This is a genomic window from Sulfitobacter sp. 1A13496 (assembly GCF_043557225.1).
GTDB lineage: Bacteria > Pseudomonadota > Alphaproteobacteria > Rhodobacterales > Rhodobacteraceae > Sulfitobacter > Sulfitobacter faviae.
In genome coordinates this window covers 1322791-1338864 of the sequence record NZ_JBIFFP010000001.1, presented here as the reverse complement: position 1 = coordinate 1338864, position 16074 = coordinate 1322791, and the positions used below count along the sequence as shown (strand labels likewise).

Genomic DNA, 16074 nt, shown 5'->3' with positions numbered 1-16074 from the left:
TGGCTAATAGAAGCAGCCCAATAAAAAGTGGTGCAGCCGGGGAAGCTGCACCACATCTTACATGCTGAAATGACTTTTATAGAATTCTGATCAGACGGCGATCTTGCCGCCACCTTGTTTGGTAATGACGACCACCGCAGGGCGCGGGGGCATCTTGGGGTCGAAGTCGGGCCAGCGGGTGGCCGGGTCCTCAAAGGTGCTTTCCCGCTCGAAACCGGGGATGTCCTTGGTGCCATCCGTCCCCGGGTGCTGCACCGCGACGAAGAGCGTTTCGCCATTCTCGGTGAAGTAGGGGCCGCACATCTCACCGCCCACGGGGCAGCGGAAGAAGAGCTTCGAGGTGCCGCGCGCCTCGCCTTCGGTCTCAAGCGCGTAGAGCCCGTCGGATTTGCCGGTCTTGCCCCAGCTGCTGCCCTGATCGGTGCTGATCCAGAGCCGCCCGTCGGCATCCATCGCGGCGTTGTCGGGGCTGCCGAACCAGCCGTTCTCCGATGTCTCGGGGTTCCACTGGGCGCCGACTTCGGCCACCTTTGGGTCACCGCATTGCACGAGGATCGACCATGTGCCGCTGGTGGCAGCGTGGTCGGCATTCGCTTCCTTGATCTCGATGATATGGCCAAAGCTGCTTTCCGGGCGCGGGTTGGCGGCGTTGGTGTCGCCCTGCTTGCGCTTGGTGTTGTTGGTCAGCAGGATATAGGCCGTGCCATCGCCGCGCGGCTGCGCGTCTTCGGGGCGGTCCATCGGGGTGGCACCCAGCAGGTCGGCGGCCAGACGGGTGTCGATCATCACATCGCCTTGGTCATTGAAACCGTTCTCTGCCGTCAGCGGGCCCGTACCATGCACCAGCGGCAGCCAGTTGATCGTGCCGTCCTCTTCGAACCGCGCGACATAAAGCGTGCCATCGTCCAGCAGATCGCCATTGGCCGCCGGATCATCGGAGACGGTCCCCGCAGAGACGTATTTGTATTGATAGTCAAAGCGGTTGTCGTCGCCCATATAGACCACGAGCTTGCCATCTTTGCTGACCGTGGTCTCGGCGCCCTCATGGCGGAAACGGCCCAAAGCGGTGCGTTTGACGGGGGTGGAGGTCGGGTCCATCGGGTCAACTTCAACGACCCAGCCGAACTTATTGGGCATGTTCGGCTCGGCGTCCACGTTGAAACGGTCGTGTTTCTGGCCCCAAGCGTACCACATGCCCGGCACGCCGTAACGGTCCCAAGATTTCTCTTCCGCGGCACCGGTGATGTCGGGCTTGCCGTCGGCATCCAGCTTGTCGGTCCAGAAATAGCCGTGGAAGTTCTCTTCGGCCATCAGCCATGTGCCCCAAGGGGTCAGCCCGCCCGCGCAGTTGTTGAGCGTGCCGATGACCTTGGTGCCGCTGGGGTCGTCGTTGGTTTGCAGCCGCGCGTGACCGGCGGCGGGGCCGCTCAGCGTCATCGCAGTGTCGAGCGGGGTGATGCGGCGATTCATCTTGCCGTCGCGCACCACTTGCCATTTGCCCGCCGCATCGCGGGCGATCTCGACGACCGAGCCGCCGTGGGCGGCCATTTCGATGTCGATCAACTCAGGCGTCATGCCTTTGAAGTTCACCTTGTCCTGACGGCCAAGACCGGGGAACATGACCTCTTCGTTGGTGTATTCGTGGTTCACGCAGAGCAGCCCGCGGCTGCCGTCGTCGTTCAGGGGCACGAAGCCCACGTAGTCGTTGTTATAGCCGAACTGCTTCGACTGCGCGGCGGCAGTCTGGTTCATCACGTCGAATTCCGGCGCATCGGCGGTGATCGGATCGCCCCACCGCAGCAGGATCTGCGCGTCATAACCGGGGGCAACGTGGTGGGTTTCGTCATTGCCCCATGCCAGCTCGTCAAAGACGTAGCGGCTTTCGGCGGCGCGGGCCTTGGACGGGGCGATGGCGGCGGCGCTGCCGAAAAGGGCGGTGGTGGCCGAAACCCCAAGCATTCCGCGCAGGATGTCGCGGCGGCCATAGCGGGCGTTGATCACATCGCCGATGGTGCGCGACAGGTTCGCGTTGGTGGGGATGTCGTCGAAGGCCTCAAAGGCTTCGGCCTTGTTGCCGATGGCGGGGTCGTTGAGAATCTCGCGGCGGGTCATCATGCTTCCTCAGGTGACTTGGCTGGCCTCCATTTGCACCATGACTGTCACGGTTTTATGACGCGTCAGACTGGGCTGCGGCGAAATCCTACGATGAGTTGGCGCAGGCCCAAAGCCGCGCCCGCAAAGATCGCGGCGAGGGTCACCGGCCCGCTAAAGGCCAGCACCGAGATGGCCGAGATGCCTTGCCCGATGGTGCAGCCCATGGCGATCACCGCACCTGCGCCCATCAGCCCTGCGCCAAAAATCTGGCGGCGGAGTTCGCGCGGGTCTTCGCAGGCTTCCCAGCGGAAATGCCCCTGCCAGAGCGACCCCAGAAAGGCTCCGACCCAGACCCCGGCGACCGAGCCGATGCCAAAGCTCAGCGGGCGGACCGAGCCTTGCATCGCATAGAGCAGAGTTTCACCGACCGGTGCCGCATAGCTATGCGACATGAGCGTCTGCGCGCCAAAACCGGTTTGCGCCAGCCACGCCGTGCCCGCCCAACCCGAGGTGATGGCAAGCCCGGCAACAGCGCCCCAGAACACTTTGCGCAGATCGCCACGAAAGCTGCGGGCGCTGAGCATCAGCAGGCAGACCGCAAGGCCCAGCAGAATGCCGATCAGCGCCACCGATCCGCCGGTAAGCGCGGCGATCGCATGGGCGATCCCATCGGGCGGCCCGGCGTTCATCTGGCGCGGGAAGAGCAGGGCGCGTGCCGGGGCGAGGGGGCCGGAGAGTACGGTAAAGGCCGCAAGTCCCATGACCAAGACAATCACGAAGGCGCGCAGATCCCCGCCGCCAAGCCGCGCCAAAGCGCCAAAGCCGCAGGTGCCCGCCAGCGCCATGCCGTAGCCGAAGATCAGCCCGCCAAAGACCGCAGGCGCCCATGAGAAGGCAATCGTCAGGTGAAAGGCGCGGTCGAGGTTGATCAGCCCCAAGCTAGCAAGCGTGAAACTGCCCAGCATCGCCACGCCGATGGCCAGACCCCACATCCGCATCCGGCCGCCCGATCCGCCATAGAGCAGGTCTTCGATCGCGCCGAGGGTGCAAAACCGCCCCAATCGTGCGGCGAGGCCCAGCAACACGCCGCCCAGCCCGCCCAGAAGGGCGGCGGTCAGCGGCTGGCCCCAAAGCTCAATCATCCTTGCAGAACAATTCGTAGACCAGTTCCAGCATTTTGCGGGGCCGGTCATCGGCAAGCCGGTAGTAGATCGTTTTACCGTCCCGACGCGGAGTCACCAGCCCTTCGAGCCTGAGGCGCGACAGTTGCTGCGATACGGCGGCTTGCCGGGTCGAGAGCAGGGCTTCCAACTCGCTCACCGACTTCTCTCCCGAAACGAGGTGACACAGGATCATCAACCGCCCCTCATGGCTGATCGCCTTAAGGAAGTTCGACGCGGTCACGGCGTTGGTCAGCATCCGGTCCATGTCCTCTTCGGACATGTCGGGGGTAATCACGGGCAGGGCTGTCATTCGGTCGGGTCCTCGAAATCGGTCTTGTCGTGCAAGAGCGTATCAAGCATGGGCCAGAAGAACTCCGCACCGGGGTAGCCTTCTAGGCGGCCCAATTCGACATCGTCTTCGACCAGCAAAAAGGTCGGGGTGAAGAGCACCGCACGCTGCGGGGTGACGCTTTCCTCCACGGCCGAGATATCGACGCGGCGCAGCGGGGCGAATGCCCCTTCGGCGGTCTTGGGATAGGCGGGGGCGATCTCTTCGTCCCAACGTTGGCAATAGATGCAGCCGGGCTGTTCGACCATGACCAGTTCCACCGCCTCGACGGGCCGGGCGGGCAGGGCGGTCAGCGCCGCGAAGCTCAGAGCGGTCAGTGTGCGGATCATCGGCTTGCCTGATTGACGTTTGGACGACACTCAACGTAATTTGAATATGTGAATTGTTCAAGCGCGGCGGACCGGCGCGGCGCGGGCGGGGGGTAACATGTTCGACATCACCTATGCAGGCGCGCTTTTCGCAGGGCTGCTCAGCTTCTTTACGCCCTGTATTCTGCCGATGGTGCCATTCTACCTCAGCTATATGGCGGGGCTCAGCGTGACCGAATTGCGCGGCGATGGCGCAATCGCGCCGGGGGCGCAGCGTCGCTTGGTGCTGTCCTCGCTGCTCTTCGCGCTTGGGGTCACGACGATCTTCGTTCTGCTCGGCATGGGTGCCACGGCCATCGGGCAGGTGTTCACCCAGTACCTTGAGCCGCTGAGCTGGGTGGCGGCAGCGATCCTGACAGTCTTCGGTCTGCACTTCCTCGGCGCGATCAAAGTGCCGCTGCTCTACCGCGAGGCGCGGTTGGAGGGGGGCGGCAAGCCCACCTCGGTCTGGGGCGCCTATGTCATGGGGTTGGCCTTCGGCTTTGGCTGGACACCCTGCGTCGGCCCCGCGCTGGCGGCGATTTTGATGATCGCCTCAGGCATGGGCGATGTCGCGCGGGGCGGGCTGTTGCTGGCCGCCTATGGCGCGGGGATGACCGCGCCCTTCGTGGTGGCCGCGCTTTTCGCCAAACCGTTTCTTAACTGGGCCGCGCGGCATATGGCGCTGGTGCAAAAGGTGGAAAAGGCGATGGGGGTGATGCTGATCCTCTTTGCCGTGCTGATCGTGACCGGCGGGGTGCAACTGATCGCGGATGCGATGATCCGTTGGTTCCCCAGCTTCACGACGTTAGGATAGACGCAACAATCAGGAGGAGGACGCCAAGATGATCGGATCGAGGATAGGAGCCGCAGTGGCGGCGGCGATGCTGGCATGGCCTTTGGCCGCGGCGGAACTGGGCGACGACGGGCTGCACAAGACGCCCTGGATGCGCGACACCTTCAAAGACCTGCGTGAGGATCTGGAGGAGGCTAGGGGCGAGGACAAACGTCTGATGCTGATGTTCGAACAGCGCGGCTGCATCTATTGCACCAAGATGCACGAAGAGGTTTTCCCAGCCCCCGAAATCGCCAATTACATTGAAGAGAATTATTTCGTTGTGCAGCTGAACCTGCATGGCGATATCGAAGTGACCGATTTCGACGGGGAGACGCTCTCGGAAAAGCAGATGGCGCGGAAATGGGGGATTCTCTTCACCCCGACTCTGATGTTCCTGCCCCATGAGGTGGCCGAAGACGCGACCGCGCCGCAGGCGGCGGTGGCGGTGATGCCGGGGGCGTTCGGCAAGGGCACGACGCTTGATATGCTCACTTGGGTGAACGAGGAACGCTACGCGCTCGACGGCGATGAGGATTTCCAACGCTACCACGCGCGGATGATCCAAGAGCGCAACAATGGCAGCACCGATTGACCGGGGGAAAGCGGCGCCGCACGGGGAAAGCTATTCAAAAGTTTGAATTTGTTGTTGCGCCGCGCCGCATCCCTGTCTTAGGGTCAGGTAAACCGGATCACACATCACCGTGATCGGCACTGGGAGGAAGTTTTCGATGATGAGATGGATCGCCGCCGCAATTGTGTCGGGCGCGCCCGTTCTGGCCGCCGCTGAAACCGTGGCACCTGCCGACGTGACCTATGATGACTATGGTTCGGTTGAACAATCCCTGACCGGGACACCCGGCGATGCGGCCAAGGGTGCGGCCATCGTCGGCAGCAAGAAGGCGGGCAACTGCGTGGCCTGCCACCAGATCAGCGCACTCAGTGAGGTTCCCTTTCAGGGCGAAATCGGTCCGATGCTCGACGGGGCTGGCGACCGCTGGAACGAGGCCGAGTTGCGCGGCATCGTGGCCAATAGCAAGATGACCTTCGAAGGCTCGATGATGCCTTCCTACTACAAGACCAGCGGCTATATCCGCCCCGGCGATGGCTTCACCGGCAAGGCGGGGACAGAACCGTTGCCGCCGCTGCTGGACGCGCAGCAAATCGAAGATGTCGTGGCCTTCCTGGCGACGCTTAAAGAAGAGTAACGCGGCCCCGCCGCCCTGTGAAAGCAGGCGGGGGTGGGCCGGTGCAAGAGATCGCGAGCCTGGGCCTCGTGGAACGGAATGACGGCGCCCCGCGCCGCAGACGAACAAGGAGATGAGAGATGAACTTCTCAAGACGTGAAACTCTGGGCCTCGGCCTTGGCGCCATGGCGCTGACCATCCTGCCGGTGGGGGCTTCGGCCGCCACGGTGGACGAATTGATCGCGGAATTCACCGGCGGAGCCGATATGGCCGACACCGGCGTGACCCTGACCGCGCCTGAAATTGCCGAGAATGGCAACACCGTGCCAATCTCGGTCGAGGCGCCGGGCGCTTCGGCGATCATGGTGCTGGCTGCGGGCAACCCGACGCCGCCCGTGGGCACCTTCAACTTCGGCCCGCTGGCAGGCAGCCGCAGCGCCTCCACCCGCATCCGGCTGGCGCAGACCCAAGACGTCATCGCCATCGCCAAGCTGGAAGACGGCACATTCGCCCGCACCAGCGCAGAGATCAAAGTTACAATCGGTGGCTGCGGCGGCTAAGCCCGCGCGCCCCAAATCAGGAGTTTAGAGAATGGCAGAAGGTGTAACACCCCGCGTCAAAGTGCCGAAGAAAGCTGAGGCTGGCGAGGTCATCACGATCAAGACGCTGATCAGCCACCCGATGGAATCGGGCCAGCGCAAGGACAGCGACGGCAACGTCATCCCGCGTTCGATCATCAACCGCTTCACCGCCGAGTTCAACGGCGAGAACGTGATCGATGTGAAGATGGAACCGGCGATGTCGACCAACCCCTATTTTGAATTCGACGCCACCGTTCCGGAAGCGGGTGAGTTCAAATTCACGTGGTACGACGACGACGGTTCGGTCTACGAAGAAGTCAAATCCATCGCCATCGGCTGACCCATCGGGTCAGCCAAGCGGCGCATGGAACAGGGAGGAAAGACATGAAATTCAAGGCAATGACCGCAATCGCGGCGCTTTTGGTGGCCGCCCCCACGCTGGGGTCCGCCGATGAGGAGGCCGAGCTTGTCGTCAACGGCGAGATCGAGATGGTGACCAAGACCGATGCGCCTGCGCATCTCGACGGCGCTTTGCCCGAGATCATGTCTGGCTGGCGTTTCCGCTCGGACGAGACGCAGCAGCTTCAAATGGACGACTTCGACAACTCCGGCATGATCTTTGTCGATCAGGCGCAGGCGGCGTGGGACACGGCAGAGGGCAGCGAGGGCAAATCCTGCGCCTCCTGCCACAACGACGTGGAGACCTCGATGAAGGGGGTCCGCGCGGTCTACCCGAAGTGGAACGAGGACGCGGGCGAGGTGCGCACGCTGGCGCAGCAGATCAACGACTGCCGTGAGAACCAGATGGGCGCGGAGCCCTACAAATACACCGGCAACCAGATGACCGCGATGGAGGCGCTGATCTCGGTCCAGTCGCGCGGCATGCCGGTCAACGTGGCGATCGACGGCCCGGCCCAGAGCACATGGGAGCAGGGCAAGGAGATGTACTACACCCGCTACGGCCAGCTTGAACTCAGCTGCGCCAATTGCCACGAGGACAATTACGGCAACATGATCCGGGCCGACCACCTGAGCCAGGGCCAGATCAACGGCTTCCCGGTCTACCGTCTGAAGAACACCAAGCTCAACAGCGCCCATGCGCGTTTCAAGGGCTGCGTGCGCGACACGCGGGCCGAGACCTTCAGCCCCGGCAGCCCCGAGTTCGTGGCGCTGGAACTCTACGTCGCCAGCCGCGGCAACGGCCTGTCGGTCGAAGCCCCCTCGGTGCGTAACTGATTTAACATTTGGGCGTTTCGCCTGACCTGATCCCGCCCCCCGCATGGGGGCGGGGCCTTTCCCTGTTTTCAAGTGCTGGAGCGTAACATGCTGTCTCGCCGTGATTTTCTGCAAATGTCCATGGCCGCGGCCTCCATCTACGGCGGCTCGGGCTTCGGCAACTGGGCGCGGCTGGCGGCGCAGGACCGCTTTGATCAGGATGCGCTGCTGGAGTTCGAGAAGTTCGGCAATGTCACCCTGATGCATGTGACCGACATCCACGCCCAACTCAAACCAATCTATTTCCGCGAGCCCTCGGTCAACATCGGCGTGGGCGAGAACCACGGCAAGGTGCCCCATATCACCGGCGAAGAATTCCGCATCCGCTACGGCATCGGGGGTGGCACGCCGTTGGACTACGCGCTGACCTATGACGATTTCGTGGCTCAGGCACAGGCCTATGGCAAGGTTGGCGGTCTGGATCGCGTGGCCACCGTGCTCAACGCCATCCGCGCCGACCGTCCGGATGCGTTGCTGCTGGATGGCGGCGATACATGGCATGGCTCGTTGACCTGCCTCAAGACAGAAGGTCAGGACATGGTCAACGTGATGAACGCGCTGAAGCCCGACGCGATGACTTTCCATTGGGAGTTCACCTTGGGCTCCGAGCGGGTGCAGGAGATCGTCGAGGGGCTGCCCTTCGCGGCCCTCGGTCAGAATATCTTTGACCGCGAATGGGACGAGCCCGCCGAACTTTTCAAACCGTATAAATTCTTCGAGCGGGGCGGCGTGAAGGTTGCCGTGATCGGGCAGGCCTTCCCCTATCTGCCGATCGCCAACCCCGGCTGGATGTTCCCCGAATACTCCTTTGGCATCCGTGACGAGCACATGCAGTCGATGGTCGACGAGGTGCGCGCGCAGGGTGCCGAAGTGGTCGTCTGCCTCAGCCACAACGGCTTTGACGTCGACAAGAAGATGGCCGGGATCGTCAAGGGGATCGACGTGATCCTCTCGGGCCACACCCATGACGCGCTGCCCGAGCCTGTGTTGGTGGGCGAGACCCATATCATCGCCTCCGGATCGCATGGGAAATTCGTGTCCCGCGTCGATCTCGATGTGCGCGACGGCAAGATGATGGGGCTGCGCCACAAGCTGATCCCGATCTTCTCGGACCTGATCACGCCGGACCCGGAAATCGCCAAGCTGATCGACGCGCAGCGCGCGCCCTTCCTTGACGAGTTGACCCATGTGGTCGGCAAGACCGACACGCTGCTCTACCGTCGCGGCAATTTCAACGGCACATGGGACGATCTGATCTGTGACGCGATGCTGTCCGAGCGCGACGCCGAGATCGCGCTCAGCCCCGGTGTCCGCTGGGGCGCGTCGCTCCTGCCCGGTCAGGACATTACGCGCGAGGATATCTTCAACGTCACCGCCATGACCTATCCCAATGCCTACCGCACGGAAATGACGGGTGAATTCCTGAAAGTCGTGCTGGAGGACGTGGGCGACAACCTGTTCAACCCCGATCCCTATTATCAGCAGGGCGGTGACATGGTGCGCGTCGGCGGCATGGGCTTCAAGATGGACATCGCCAAGCCGCAGGGTGAGCGCATCAGCGAGATGACCTTGCTCAGCACTGGCGAGCCGATCGACCCGCAGCGCAGCTATGTCGTGGCCGGTTGGGCCTCGGTCAACGAGGGCACCGAAGGTCCGCCGATCTGGGACGTGGTGGAAAGCCATATCTCGAAACTGAACACCGTGGGCGAAGGCGCCCGGACCCCGGTGAAAATCGTTCTGCCAAAGTAAGAAAAATGAGAATAGGGGTTCTCACATAGATACAAATTCAATAAAATGAATTTGAATATGTGAGGGCCACGACATGACAGAAGAGAACCACAAGGGGCCATCGCGCCGTGCCTTTCTGACGGGGGCAGGGGCGGCGGCCGCGGGGACGCTGGCGGGCCGCGCCAGTGCCGCACAGACCGATCCGGGCATCGCGATCCATCCATGGATGCAAGAGTTAGGGGACGGCGTCGATGTCGCCCCCTACGGCATGCCCTCGCCGCATGAGGCGGATGTGAAACGCCGCACCGTGGAATGGCTGACCGCCGACCCGGTGAGCTCGATCAACTTCACCCCGCTCCATGCGCTGGATGGCACGATCACCCCCAACGGCGTCTGCTTCGAGCGGCACCACTCGGGCGTCGCCAAGGTCGACCCGGCCAAGCACCGGCTGATGATCAACGGGCTAGTTGACAAGCCGCTGGTGCTGACGATGGACGACCTGCACCGTTTCCCGCGCGAGAACCACGTTTATTTCCTCGAATGCGCGGCCAACTCCGGGATGGAGTGGCGCGGCGCGCAGCTTAATGGCTGCCAGTTCACCCACGGCATGATCCACAACGTGCAATACACCGGCGTGCCGCTGCGACTGGTGCTGGCGGAGGCGGGCGTGAAGCCTGAGGGCAAATGGCTTCTGGCCGAGGGCGCGGATGCGGCGGCGATGAGCCGCTCGATCCCGATGGAAAAGGCGCTCGACGATTGCCTCGTGGCCTTCAAGATGAACGGCGAGGCGCTGCGCCCCGAACAAGGCTACCCGGTGCGCCTCGTCGTGCCCGGCTGGGAGGGCAACATGTGGGTCAAATGGCTGCGCCGGCTTGAGGTCGGCGACCAGCCTTGGCACCACCGCGAGGAAACCAGCAAATATACCGACCTCATGGCCGATGGTGTGGCGCGGCGGTTCACCTGGGAGATGGACGCGAAATCGGTCATCACCAACCCCAGCCCACAGGCGCCGATCACCCACGGCCCGGGGCCGACCGTTCTGACCGGCCTCGCTTGGTCGGGCCGCGGCACGATCCCGCGCGTGGATGTGACACTGGATGGTGGCATCACATGGCATCAGGCGCGGATGGACGGGCCGAGCACGCCCAAGGCGCTGCACCGCTTCTACTTTGACTTCGAATGGGACGGCAAGCCCCTGCTGCTGCAAAGCCGCGCGCATGACAGCACCGGCTACGTCCAGCCCACCAAGGACGCGCTGCGCGCGGTCCGGGGCGAGAATTCGATCTACCACAACAACGGCATCCAGACCTGGGCGGTCGATGCAGACGGAAAGGCCGAAAATGTCGAGATTTCTTAAAGCTGCCCTCCTGAGTACCGCGCTGGCGAGCCCGCTGGCCGCCGAGCCTTTGGGCCTTGGTCGCGCCGCCACGCCTGAAGAGGTCGCCCTGTGGGACATCGACGTGCGCCCCGACGGCAAAGGTCTGCCTGAGGGTCGCGGCGACGTGATGACCGGGGATGAGATTTACACCGAGAAATGCGCCTCCTGCCACGGCGTCTTTGGCGAGGGCACGGGCCGTTGGCCGGTGCTGGCGGGCGGGCAGGGCAGCCTGACCGACACGCGCCCCGTCAAAACGATCGGCAGCTATTGGCCTTATCTTTCAACGGTTTACGACTATGTGAACCGGGCGATGCCCTTCGGCGATGCGCAGTCGCTGAGCGATGATGAGGTCTATGCGATCACAGCCTATCTGCTCTATCTGAATGACGAGGTAGATGAGGATTTCGTGCTCTCGTCAGAGAACTTCGCCGAGCTGCGCCTGCCGAATGAGGCGGCCTTTAAACCCGATGACCGGGCGGAGGTCGAGTTTGCGTCCTTCAAGCAAGAGCCCTGTATGAGCGATTGCAAACCCTCGGTCGAGATCACCATGCGCGCAGCCGTGCTGGACGTGACGCCCGAGGAGACCGCCGCCAAGGCCGCAGCCGAAGAGGCTAAGGCCGAAGAGGTCAAAGCCGCGGCGGAGCCTGACCCCGAAGAGCCCCCCGCGCCGGTCGAGGTGGCCGAAGCCCCCGCCGCCGATCCCGCGCTGATCAAGGCCGGGGAGAAGGCGTTTCGCAAATGCAAATCCTGCCATCAGATCGGCGCCAAGGCTAAGAACCGTGTCGGCCCGATGCTGAACGGCGTCGTGGATGGCCCGGCGGGTGCGGTTGACGGCTTCCGCTACTCCAAAGCCATGCAGGCCGCCGCAGCGGAAGGCTTGGTCTGGTCTCACGATGAGTTGAGCGCCTTTCTGGCGGACCCTAAGGGCTTCATGAAAGGCACTAAAATGTCGTTCCGGGGTGTGCGCAAGCCCGAGGATATCGACGCGTTGATCGCCTACCTGCGCGACGCGTCGGAGTGATCGGCGCGATTAGCGCAGACTGTCGTGCCTGCCCCCCTTGAACCCCCATACCGGGGGGACTAATCTCTGGGTAACAGTTTTGCGGGTATGGTCCCGCGAACAGGAACTGAGGCAGGCACGCATGAACGATCCGATCAACACCTATATGAACACGCTTGTCCCGATGGTGGTTGAGCAAACCAGCCGGGGCGAGCGGTCCTACGACATCTTCTCGCGTCTGCTGAAAGAGCGGATCATCTTCGTCAACGGCCCGATCCACAGCGGGATGAGCCATCTGGTCGTCGCCCAGCTGTTGCACCTTGAGGCCGAGAACCCCTCCAAGGAAATCAGCATGTACATCAACTCGCCCGGTGGCGAGGTGACGGCGGGCCTGTCGATCTACGACACGATGCAATATATCAAGCCCAAGGTCTCGACCTTGATCTGCGGCATGGCGGCCTCTATGGGGTCGGTCATCGCGATCGGCGGCGAGAAGGGCATGCGTTTCGCGCTGCCCAATGCCGAAGTGATGATCCACCAGCCCTCCGGCGGCTCGCAGGGCATGGCCGAAGATATCCTGATCTCGGCGCGGCACATCGAACGCACCCGTGAGCGGATGTATCAGCTTTATGTCAAACACTCCGGCCAGCCGCTGGAAACCGTTCAAAAAGCCCTCGACCGTGATCTGTGGATGACGCCGGAGGAAGCCAAGGAATGGGGCCATCTCGATGAGATCGTCGAAAGCCGTGGCAAGGCCGATGAGGCTGCCGCCGGTGGCAAGGACAAGAAAGACAAGTAATCGAAGGGGCCCGGCGCTGCATATTTTGCGATTGTAGCGCCGGGGTCACTGGCCTAAGCTTGAGGCCAAATCTCGCGGCCCCAAGACCGGGGCGGACATACACGACAGACCTGAAAGGTTTGAGATGGCGAATAATTCCGGCAACGACAGCAAAAATACGCTCTACTGTAGCTTCTGCGGCAAGAGCCAGCACGAGGTGCGCAAGCTGATTGCGGGGCCGACCGTGTTCATCTGCGACGAATGCGTCGAGCTGTGCATGGATATCATCCGAGAAGAGACCAAAGCCTCGGGCCTCAAGGCGACCGATGGCGTGCCCACGCCCCGCGACATCTGCGGCGTGCTGGACGACTATGTCATCGGTCAGGCGATGGCCAAGCGCGTGCTCTCGGTGGCGGTCCACAACCACTACAAACGGTTGAACCACGCCCAGAAGGGCGGCGATATCGAACTGGCGAAGTCCAACATCCTGCTGATCGGCCCTACCGGCTGCGGCAAGACGTTGCTGGCGCAGACGCTGGCGCGCATCCTTGATGTGCCCTTCACCATGGCCGATGCGACCACGCTGACCGAAGCCGGCTATGTGGGTGAGGATGTCGAGAACATCATTCTCAAACTGTTGCAGGCGTCTGAGTACAATGTCGAGCGGGCACAGCGCGGCATCGTCTATATCGACGAGGTCGACAAGATCACCCGCAAGTCGGAAAACCCCTCGATCACCCGCGACGTGTCGGGTGAGGGCGTGCAGCAGGCGCTGCTGAAGCTGATGGAAGGCACCGTGGCCTCCGTGCCGCCGCAGGGCGGGCGCAAGCATCCGCAGCAGGAGTTCCTGCAGGTGGACACCACGAACATCCTCTTCATCTGCGGCGGTGCGTTTGCCGGTCTCGACAAGATCATCGCGCAGCGTGGCAAAGGTTCTGCTATGGGCTTTGGCGCCGATGTGCGTGACAATGACGCCCGCGGCATTGGTGAGATTTTCACCGACCTCGAACCCGAAGACCTGCTGAAGTTCGGCCTGATCCCGGAATTCGTGGGCCGTCTGCCGGTTCTGGCAACACTCGAAGATCTGGACGAGGACGCGCTGGTGACGATCCTGACCGAGCCGAAGAACGCCTTGGTCAAACAGTACCAACGTTTGTTCGAGCTGGAAGACACGCAGCTGACCTTCACCGACGACGCGCTGCAAGCGATTGCCAAACGCGCCATTGAGCGGAAGACCGGCGCGCGGGGCCTGCGCTCCATCCTCGAAGACATCCTGCTCGACACGATGTTCGAACTGCCGGGGCTGGAGACGGTGAGCGAAGTGGTCGTCAACGAAGAGGCCGTCTCATCCGAGGCCAAGCCGCTGATGATCCACGCCGACAGCGAAAGCAAAGAACCAGCCAGCGCGGGTTAAGCGCGTTGGGCAAAGTTATAGGGGCGGGCCATCTGGTCCGCCCTTTTGCGTTTCAGGAGAGGGTTTCATGCGGCGCATTTCTTCTGGCGGCATCTATGAGGACAAGATCGGCTACAGCCGCGCTGTGGTGGCGGGGGGCATGGTCCATGTCTCGGGCACCGTGGGTGAGGGGGCAGAGGTGACAGCGCAATGCGCGGCGGCACTGGCAACGATCAAGGCGGCCTTGGCCGAGGCAGGCAGTGATTTCGCCCATGTGGTGCGCGTCACCTATATGCTGCCCGACGCGGCGGAGTTCGAAGCCTGCTGGCCGCTTCTACGCGCGGCCTTCGGCGCGCATCCACCCGCCGCGACGATGATCGAATGCGGGCTGATCGACCCGAAATACCGGATTGAGATCGAATGCACGGCCCTTTTGCGCGCGGCGGCAGAGGGTTGATTTTCAGCGAGGAATCCTGCCGCGCGTGGAACCTCCTGCGCGGTGAGGCTGGACGCCAAAGCCTCCATGGTGCATATAACGGACAACAGGAACGGAGACCTCAATGGGCATTCTCAATTCACTTCTGCGCAGCGTTACTTGGTGGAACGGCCAGACGCTGAACACCCAGCTTTTCACTTGGCGCAAGGGCAGCAAGGTGGGCGAAGACGCGCAGGGCAACGTCTATTACCGCAACGCGGATGACAGTAAACGCTGGGTCATCTTCAACGGTGAGGCCGAGGCGAGCCGCGTGAGCCCCGATTGGCATGGCTGGCTGCACCGCACATGGGATGAGCCGCCGACCGACAAGCCGCTGGCGCATAAGCCATGGGAAAAGGCCCATGTGGAGAATCGCACCGGCACCGCCATGGCCTATGCGCCCGCCGGGTCGCTGCGCCGCGCCGAACCTATCGAACGTAAGGATTACGAGGCCTGGCAGCCTGAATGATCGGTTGGCCGCGCCTTTCGCGCGGCCCCAAAGCTCACGCAATCCGGGTGTACCCATGAAAAAGCTTCTCTTGGCCGCGCTTTTGCTGGCCGCGCCGCTTCACGCTCAAGAGGGGGGGCAGGTCGCCAGCGCCTCGGGTGGCGTGTTGCGTGCCTTGGACAAGATTTCGGGCGATACGACCGATCTGGAGATCACCAAGGGTGACCGCCTGACCTTGGGCAATTTGCAGATCACCATGGTCGATTGCCGCTATCCGGCGGGGGATCCGGCGGCCAATGCCTATGCCGCGCTTGAGATCACCGAAGAGGGCAGCGACAGCGCCTTGTTTTCCGGTTGGATGATCGCCTCGGCCCCCGCGCTGCACGCGCTGGAGCATTTCCGCTATGACATCTGGGTCATGCGCTGCAGCACGTCCTGAAGACTGTCCAACTTAGGCGCGCTGAACCGCGCATTGCCGCGTTTCGCCACATCAAGCTGCGCGTGATATTCTGCCCGCGAAATCTCCACTGCTCCGAGAGAGGCGAGGTGATCGGTCAGAAACTGCGTGTCGAACAGGGTGAACCCCGCGCGGCGCAGCCGATCCACCAGCGCCGCCAGCGCCATTTTTGACGCGTTGGTCCGGCGCGAAAACATGCTCTCGCCAAAGAACGCGCGCCCCAGCGTCACGCCATAGACACCGCCCACCAGCGCGTCACCGTCCCAAACCTCAAGCGAATGGGCATAGCCCGCGCGGTGCAGTGCGGTGTAAAGCGCGGTGATCTCGGCATTGATCCATGTGTCTTCGCGGTCGGCGCAACCGGCGACGACAGCTTGGAAATCACGGTTGATCGTGTGGTGAAAGGGGCTGCGCCGGATGGCGCGGGCCAGAGAGCGCGAGATGTGGAAACCATTGAGCGGCATCACCCCACGGCGCCGCGGATCGACCCAGAAAATTTCCGGGTCGTCGCGGTGTTCCGCCATGGGGAAAATCCCGATGGAATAGCCGTGGAGCAGGATCTCGGGCGTCAGATCCGACATGTCAT

The 16074-nt window shown here is 62.8% G+C and carries 19 protein-coding genes; 14 read left to right on the top strand and 5 right to left on the bottom strand.

Annotated features, from left to right (window positions below):
• Positions 1-90 precede the first annotated feature (90 nt).
• From ACGYLX_RS06610 to ACGYLX_RS06595, 4 genes are all read right to left on the bottom strand, one after another.
• Entirely contained in the window at positions 91-2112 is a 2022-nt protein-coding gene (locus ACGYLX_RS06610) for a PhoX family protein (RefSeq protein ID WP_394448033.1), read from the bottom strand.
• A 65-nt stretch (positions 2113-2177) separates the two neighbouring features.
• Positions 2178-3236 carry a YeeE/YedE family protein gene (locus ACGYLX_RS06605; protein WP_394448031.1) on the bottom strand — a complete coding sequence of 353 codons (1059 nt, stop codon included), beginning with the start codon at positions 3234-3236 and terminating at the stop codon, positions 2178-2180.
• The gene (locus tag ACGYLX_RS06600; RefSeq protein ID WP_243260815.1) at positions 3229-3567 is read right to left on the bottom strand and encodes a helix-turn-helix transcriptional regulator; all 339 of its coding nucleotides are present in this window, start codon (positions 3565-3567) and stop codon (positions 3229-3231) included. The genes ACGYLX_RS06605 and ACGYLX_RS06600 overlap by 8 nt, the downstream gene beginning before the upstream one ends.
• Positions 3564-3935, bottom strand: a complete 372-nt coding sequence (locus ACGYLX_RS06595) for a hypothetical protein (protein ID WP_394448029.1) — start codon at positions 3933-3935, stop codon at positions 3564-3566. Before ACGYLX_RS06595 ends, ACGYLX_RS06600 begins: the two co-directional genes overlap by 4 nt.
• 97 nt (positions 3936-4032) lie before the next feature.
• Between ACGYLX_RS06595 and ACGYLX_RS06590 the strand changes: the two genes are divergently transcribed.
• The 14 genes from ACGYLX_RS06590 to ACGYLX_RS06525 all read left to right on the top strand — a co-directional run bounded on the left by ACGYLX_RS06590 (position 4033) and on the right by ACGYLX_RS06525 (position 15470).
• The gene (locus ACGYLX_RS06590) at positions 4033-4770 is read left to right on the top strand and encodes a cytochrome c biogenesis CcdA family protein (RefSeq protein WP_394448027.1); all 738 of its coding nucleotides are present in this window, start codon (positions 4033-4035) and stop codon (positions 4768-4770) included.
• 28 nt (positions 4771-4798) lie between these two features.
• Positions 4799-5383, top strand: a complete 585-nt coding sequence (locus ACGYLX_RS06585; protein ID WP_394433935.1) for a thioredoxin family protein — start codon at positions 4799-4801, stop codon at positions 5381-5383.
• Between the two features lie 136 nt (positions 5384-5519).
• Positions 5520-5996, top strand: a complete 477-nt coding sequence (soxX, locus tag ACGYLX_RS06580) for a sulfur oxidation c-type cytochrome SoxX (RefSeq protein WP_197471006.1) — start codon at positions 5520-5522, stop codon at positions 5994-5996.
• A 119-nt stretch (positions 5997-6115) separates the two neighbouring features.
• On the top strand, positions 6116-6535 hold the full coding sequence (soxY, locus tag ACGYLX_RS06575; protein WP_168613463.1) for a thiosulfate oxidation carrier protein SoxY: 420 nt from the start codon (positions 6116-6118) through the stop codon (positions 6533-6535).
• A gap of 31 nt (positions 6536-6566) precedes the next feature.
• Complete coding sequence (gene soxZ, locus ACGYLX_RS06570; RefSeq protein WP_168613464.1) at positions 6567-6896, top strand: thiosulfate oxidation carrier complex protein SoxZ; 330 nt, start codon at positions 6567-6569, stop codon at positions 6894-6896.
• Positions 6897-6940: 44 nt separating this feature from the next.
• Complete coding sequence (gene soxA, locus ACGYLX_RS06565) at positions 6941-7792, top strand: sulfur oxidation c-type cytochrome SoxA (RefSeq protein WP_394448026.1); 852 nt, start codon at positions 6941-6943, stop codon at positions 7790-7792.
• An 87-nt stretch (positions 7793-7879) separates the two neighbouring features.
• On the top strand, positions 7880-9580 hold the full coding sequence (soxB, locus tag ACGYLX_RS06560; RefSeq protein WP_394448024.1) for a thiosulfohydrolase SoxB: 1701 nt from the start codon (positions 7880-7882) through the stop codon (positions 9578-9580).
• A gap of 73 nt (positions 9581-9653) precedes the next feature.
• Positions 9654-10916: a sulfite dehydrogenase gene (gene soxC / locus ACGYLX_RS06555; RefSeq protein WP_394448023.1), complete on the top strand. Its 1263-nt coding sequence runs from the start codon at positions 9654-9656 to the stop codon at positions 10914-10916.
• Positions 10900-11958: a c-type cytochrome gene (locus ACGYLX_RS06550; protein WP_394448022.1), complete on the top strand. Its 1059-nt coding sequence runs from the start codon at positions 10900-10902 to the stop codon at positions 11956-11958. The genes soxC and ACGYLX_RS06550 overlap by 17 nt, the downstream gene beginning before the upstream one ends.
• A 121-nt stretch (positions 11959-12079) precedes the next feature.
• The gene (locus ACGYLX_RS06545) at positions 12080-12736 is read left to right on the top strand and encodes an ATP-dependent Clp protease proteolytic subunit (RefSeq protein WP_067267539.1); all 657 of its coding nucleotides are present in this window, start codon (positions 12080-12082) and stop codon (positions 12734-12736) included.
• A 124-nt stretch (positions 12737-12860) separates the two neighbouring features.
• Complete coding sequence (clpX, locus tag ACGYLX_RS06540; RefSeq protein WP_067267540.1) at positions 12861-14129, top strand: ATP-dependent Clp protease ATP-binding subunit ClpX; 1269 nt, start codon at positions 12861-12863, stop codon at positions 14127-14129.
• 67 nt (positions 14130-14196) lie between these two features.
• Complete coding sequence (locus tag ACGYLX_RS06535; protein ID WP_394448020.1) at positions 14197-14565, top strand: Rid family hydrolase; 369 nt, start codon at positions 14197-14199, stop codon at positions 14563-14565.
• Between the two features lie 103 nt (positions 14566-14668).
• On the top strand, positions 14669-15052 hold the full coding sequence (locus ACGYLX_RS06530) for an NADH:ubiquinone oxidoreductase subunit NDUFA12 (RefSeq protein ID WP_394431681.1): 384 nt from the start codon (positions 14669-14671) through the stop codon (positions 15050-15052).
• Positions 15053-15107: 55 nt separating this feature from the next.
• The gene (locus ACGYLX_RS06525; protein WP_394431683.1) at positions 15108-15470 is read left to right on the top strand and encodes a DUF2155 domain-containing protein; all 363 of its coding nucleotides are present in this window, start codon (positions 15108-15110) and stop codon (positions 15468-15470) included.
• Here the strand turns inward: ACGYLX_RS06525 and aat are convergent.
• On the bottom strand, positions 15434-16069 hold the full coding sequence (gene aat, locus ACGYLX_RS06520; RefSeq protein WP_394448018.1) for a leucyl/phenylalanyl-tRNA--protein transferase: 636 nt from the start codon (positions 16067-16069) through the stop codon (positions 15434-15436). The two genes, ACGYLX_RS06525 and aat, sit on opposite strands and share 37 nt — an antisense overlap.
• Positions 16070-16074 lie beyond the last annotated feature (5 nt).

Bases quoted from the DNA above. Each gene is read 5' to 3' on its own strand.
- ACGYLX_RS06530 (WP_394431681.1), top strand. From the start codon at position 14,669: ATGGGCATTCTCAATTCACTTCTGCGCAGCGTTACTTGGTGGAACGGC.
- soxA (WP_394448026.1), top strand. From the start codon at position 6,941: ATGAAATTCAAGGCAATGACCGCAATCGCGGCGCTTTTGGTGGCCGCC.
- ACGYLX_RS06595 (WP_394448029.1), bottom strand. From the start codon at position 3,935: ATGATCCGCACACTGACCGCTCTGAGCTTCGCGGCGCTGACCGCCCTG.
- ACGYLX_RS06525 (WP_394431683.1), top strand. From the start codon at position 15,108: ATGAAAAAGCTTCTCTTGGCCGCGCTTTTGCTGGCCGCGCCGCTTCAC.
- clpX (WP_067267540.1), top strand. From the start codon at position 12,861: ATGGCGAATAATTCCGGCAACGACAGCAAAAATACGCTCTACTGTAGC.
- ACGYLX_RS06550 (WP_394448022.1), top strand. From the start codon at position 10,900: ATGTCGAGATTTCTTAAAGCTGCCCTCCTGAGTACCGCGCTGGCGAGC.
- ACGYLX_RS06545 (WP_067267539.1), top strand. From the start codon at position 12,080: ATGAACGATCCGATCAACACCTATATGAACACGCTTGTCCCGATGGTG.
- ACGYLX_RS06610 (WP_394448033.1), bottom strand. From the start codon at position 2,112: ATGACCCGCCGCGAGATTCTCAACGACCCCGCCATCGGCAACAAGGCC.
- ACGYLX_RS06585 (WP_394433935.1), top strand. From the start codon at position 4,799: ATGATCGGATCGAGGATAGGAGCCGCAGTGGCGGCGGCGATGCTGGCA.
- ACGYLX_RS06600 (WP_243260815.1), bottom strand. From the start codon at position 3,567: ATGACAGCCCTGCCCGTGATTACCCCCGACATGTCCGAAGAGGACATG.
- ACGYLX_RS06605 (WP_394448031.1), bottom strand. From the start codon at position 3,236: ATGATTGAGCTTTGGGGCCAGCCGCTGACCGCCGCCCTTCTGGGCGGG.
- soxX (WP_197471006.1), top strand. From the start codon at position 5,520: ATGATGAGATGGATCGCCGCCGCAATTGTGTCGGGCGCGCCCGTTCTG.
- soxZ (WP_168613464.1), top strand. From the start codon at position 6,567: ATGGCAGAAGGTGTAACACCCCGCGTCAAAGTGCCGAAGAAAGCTGAG.
- ACGYLX_RS06535 (WP_394448020.1), top strand. From the start codon at position 14,197: ATGCGGCGCATTTCTTCTGGCGGCATCTATGAGGACAAGATCGGCTAC.
- ACGYLX_RS06590 (WP_394448027.1), top strand. From the start codon at position 4,033: ATGTTCGACATCACCTATGCAGGCGCGCTTTTCGCAGGGCTGCTCAGC.
- soxY (WP_168613463.1), top strand. From the start codon at position 6,116: ATGAACTTCTCAAGACGTGAAACTCTGGGCCTCGGCCTTGGCGCCATG.
- aat (WP_394448018.1), bottom strand. From the start codon at position 16,069: ATGTCGGATCTGACGCCCGAGATCCTGCTCCACGGCTATTCCATCGGG.
- soxB (WP_394448024.1), top strand. From the start codon at position 7,880: ATGCTGTCTCGCCGTGATTTTCTGCAAATGTCCATGGCCGCGGCCTCC.
- soxC (WP_394448023.1), top strand. From the start codon at position 9,654: ATGACAGAAGAGAACCACAAGGGGCCATCGCGCCGTGCCTTTCTGACG.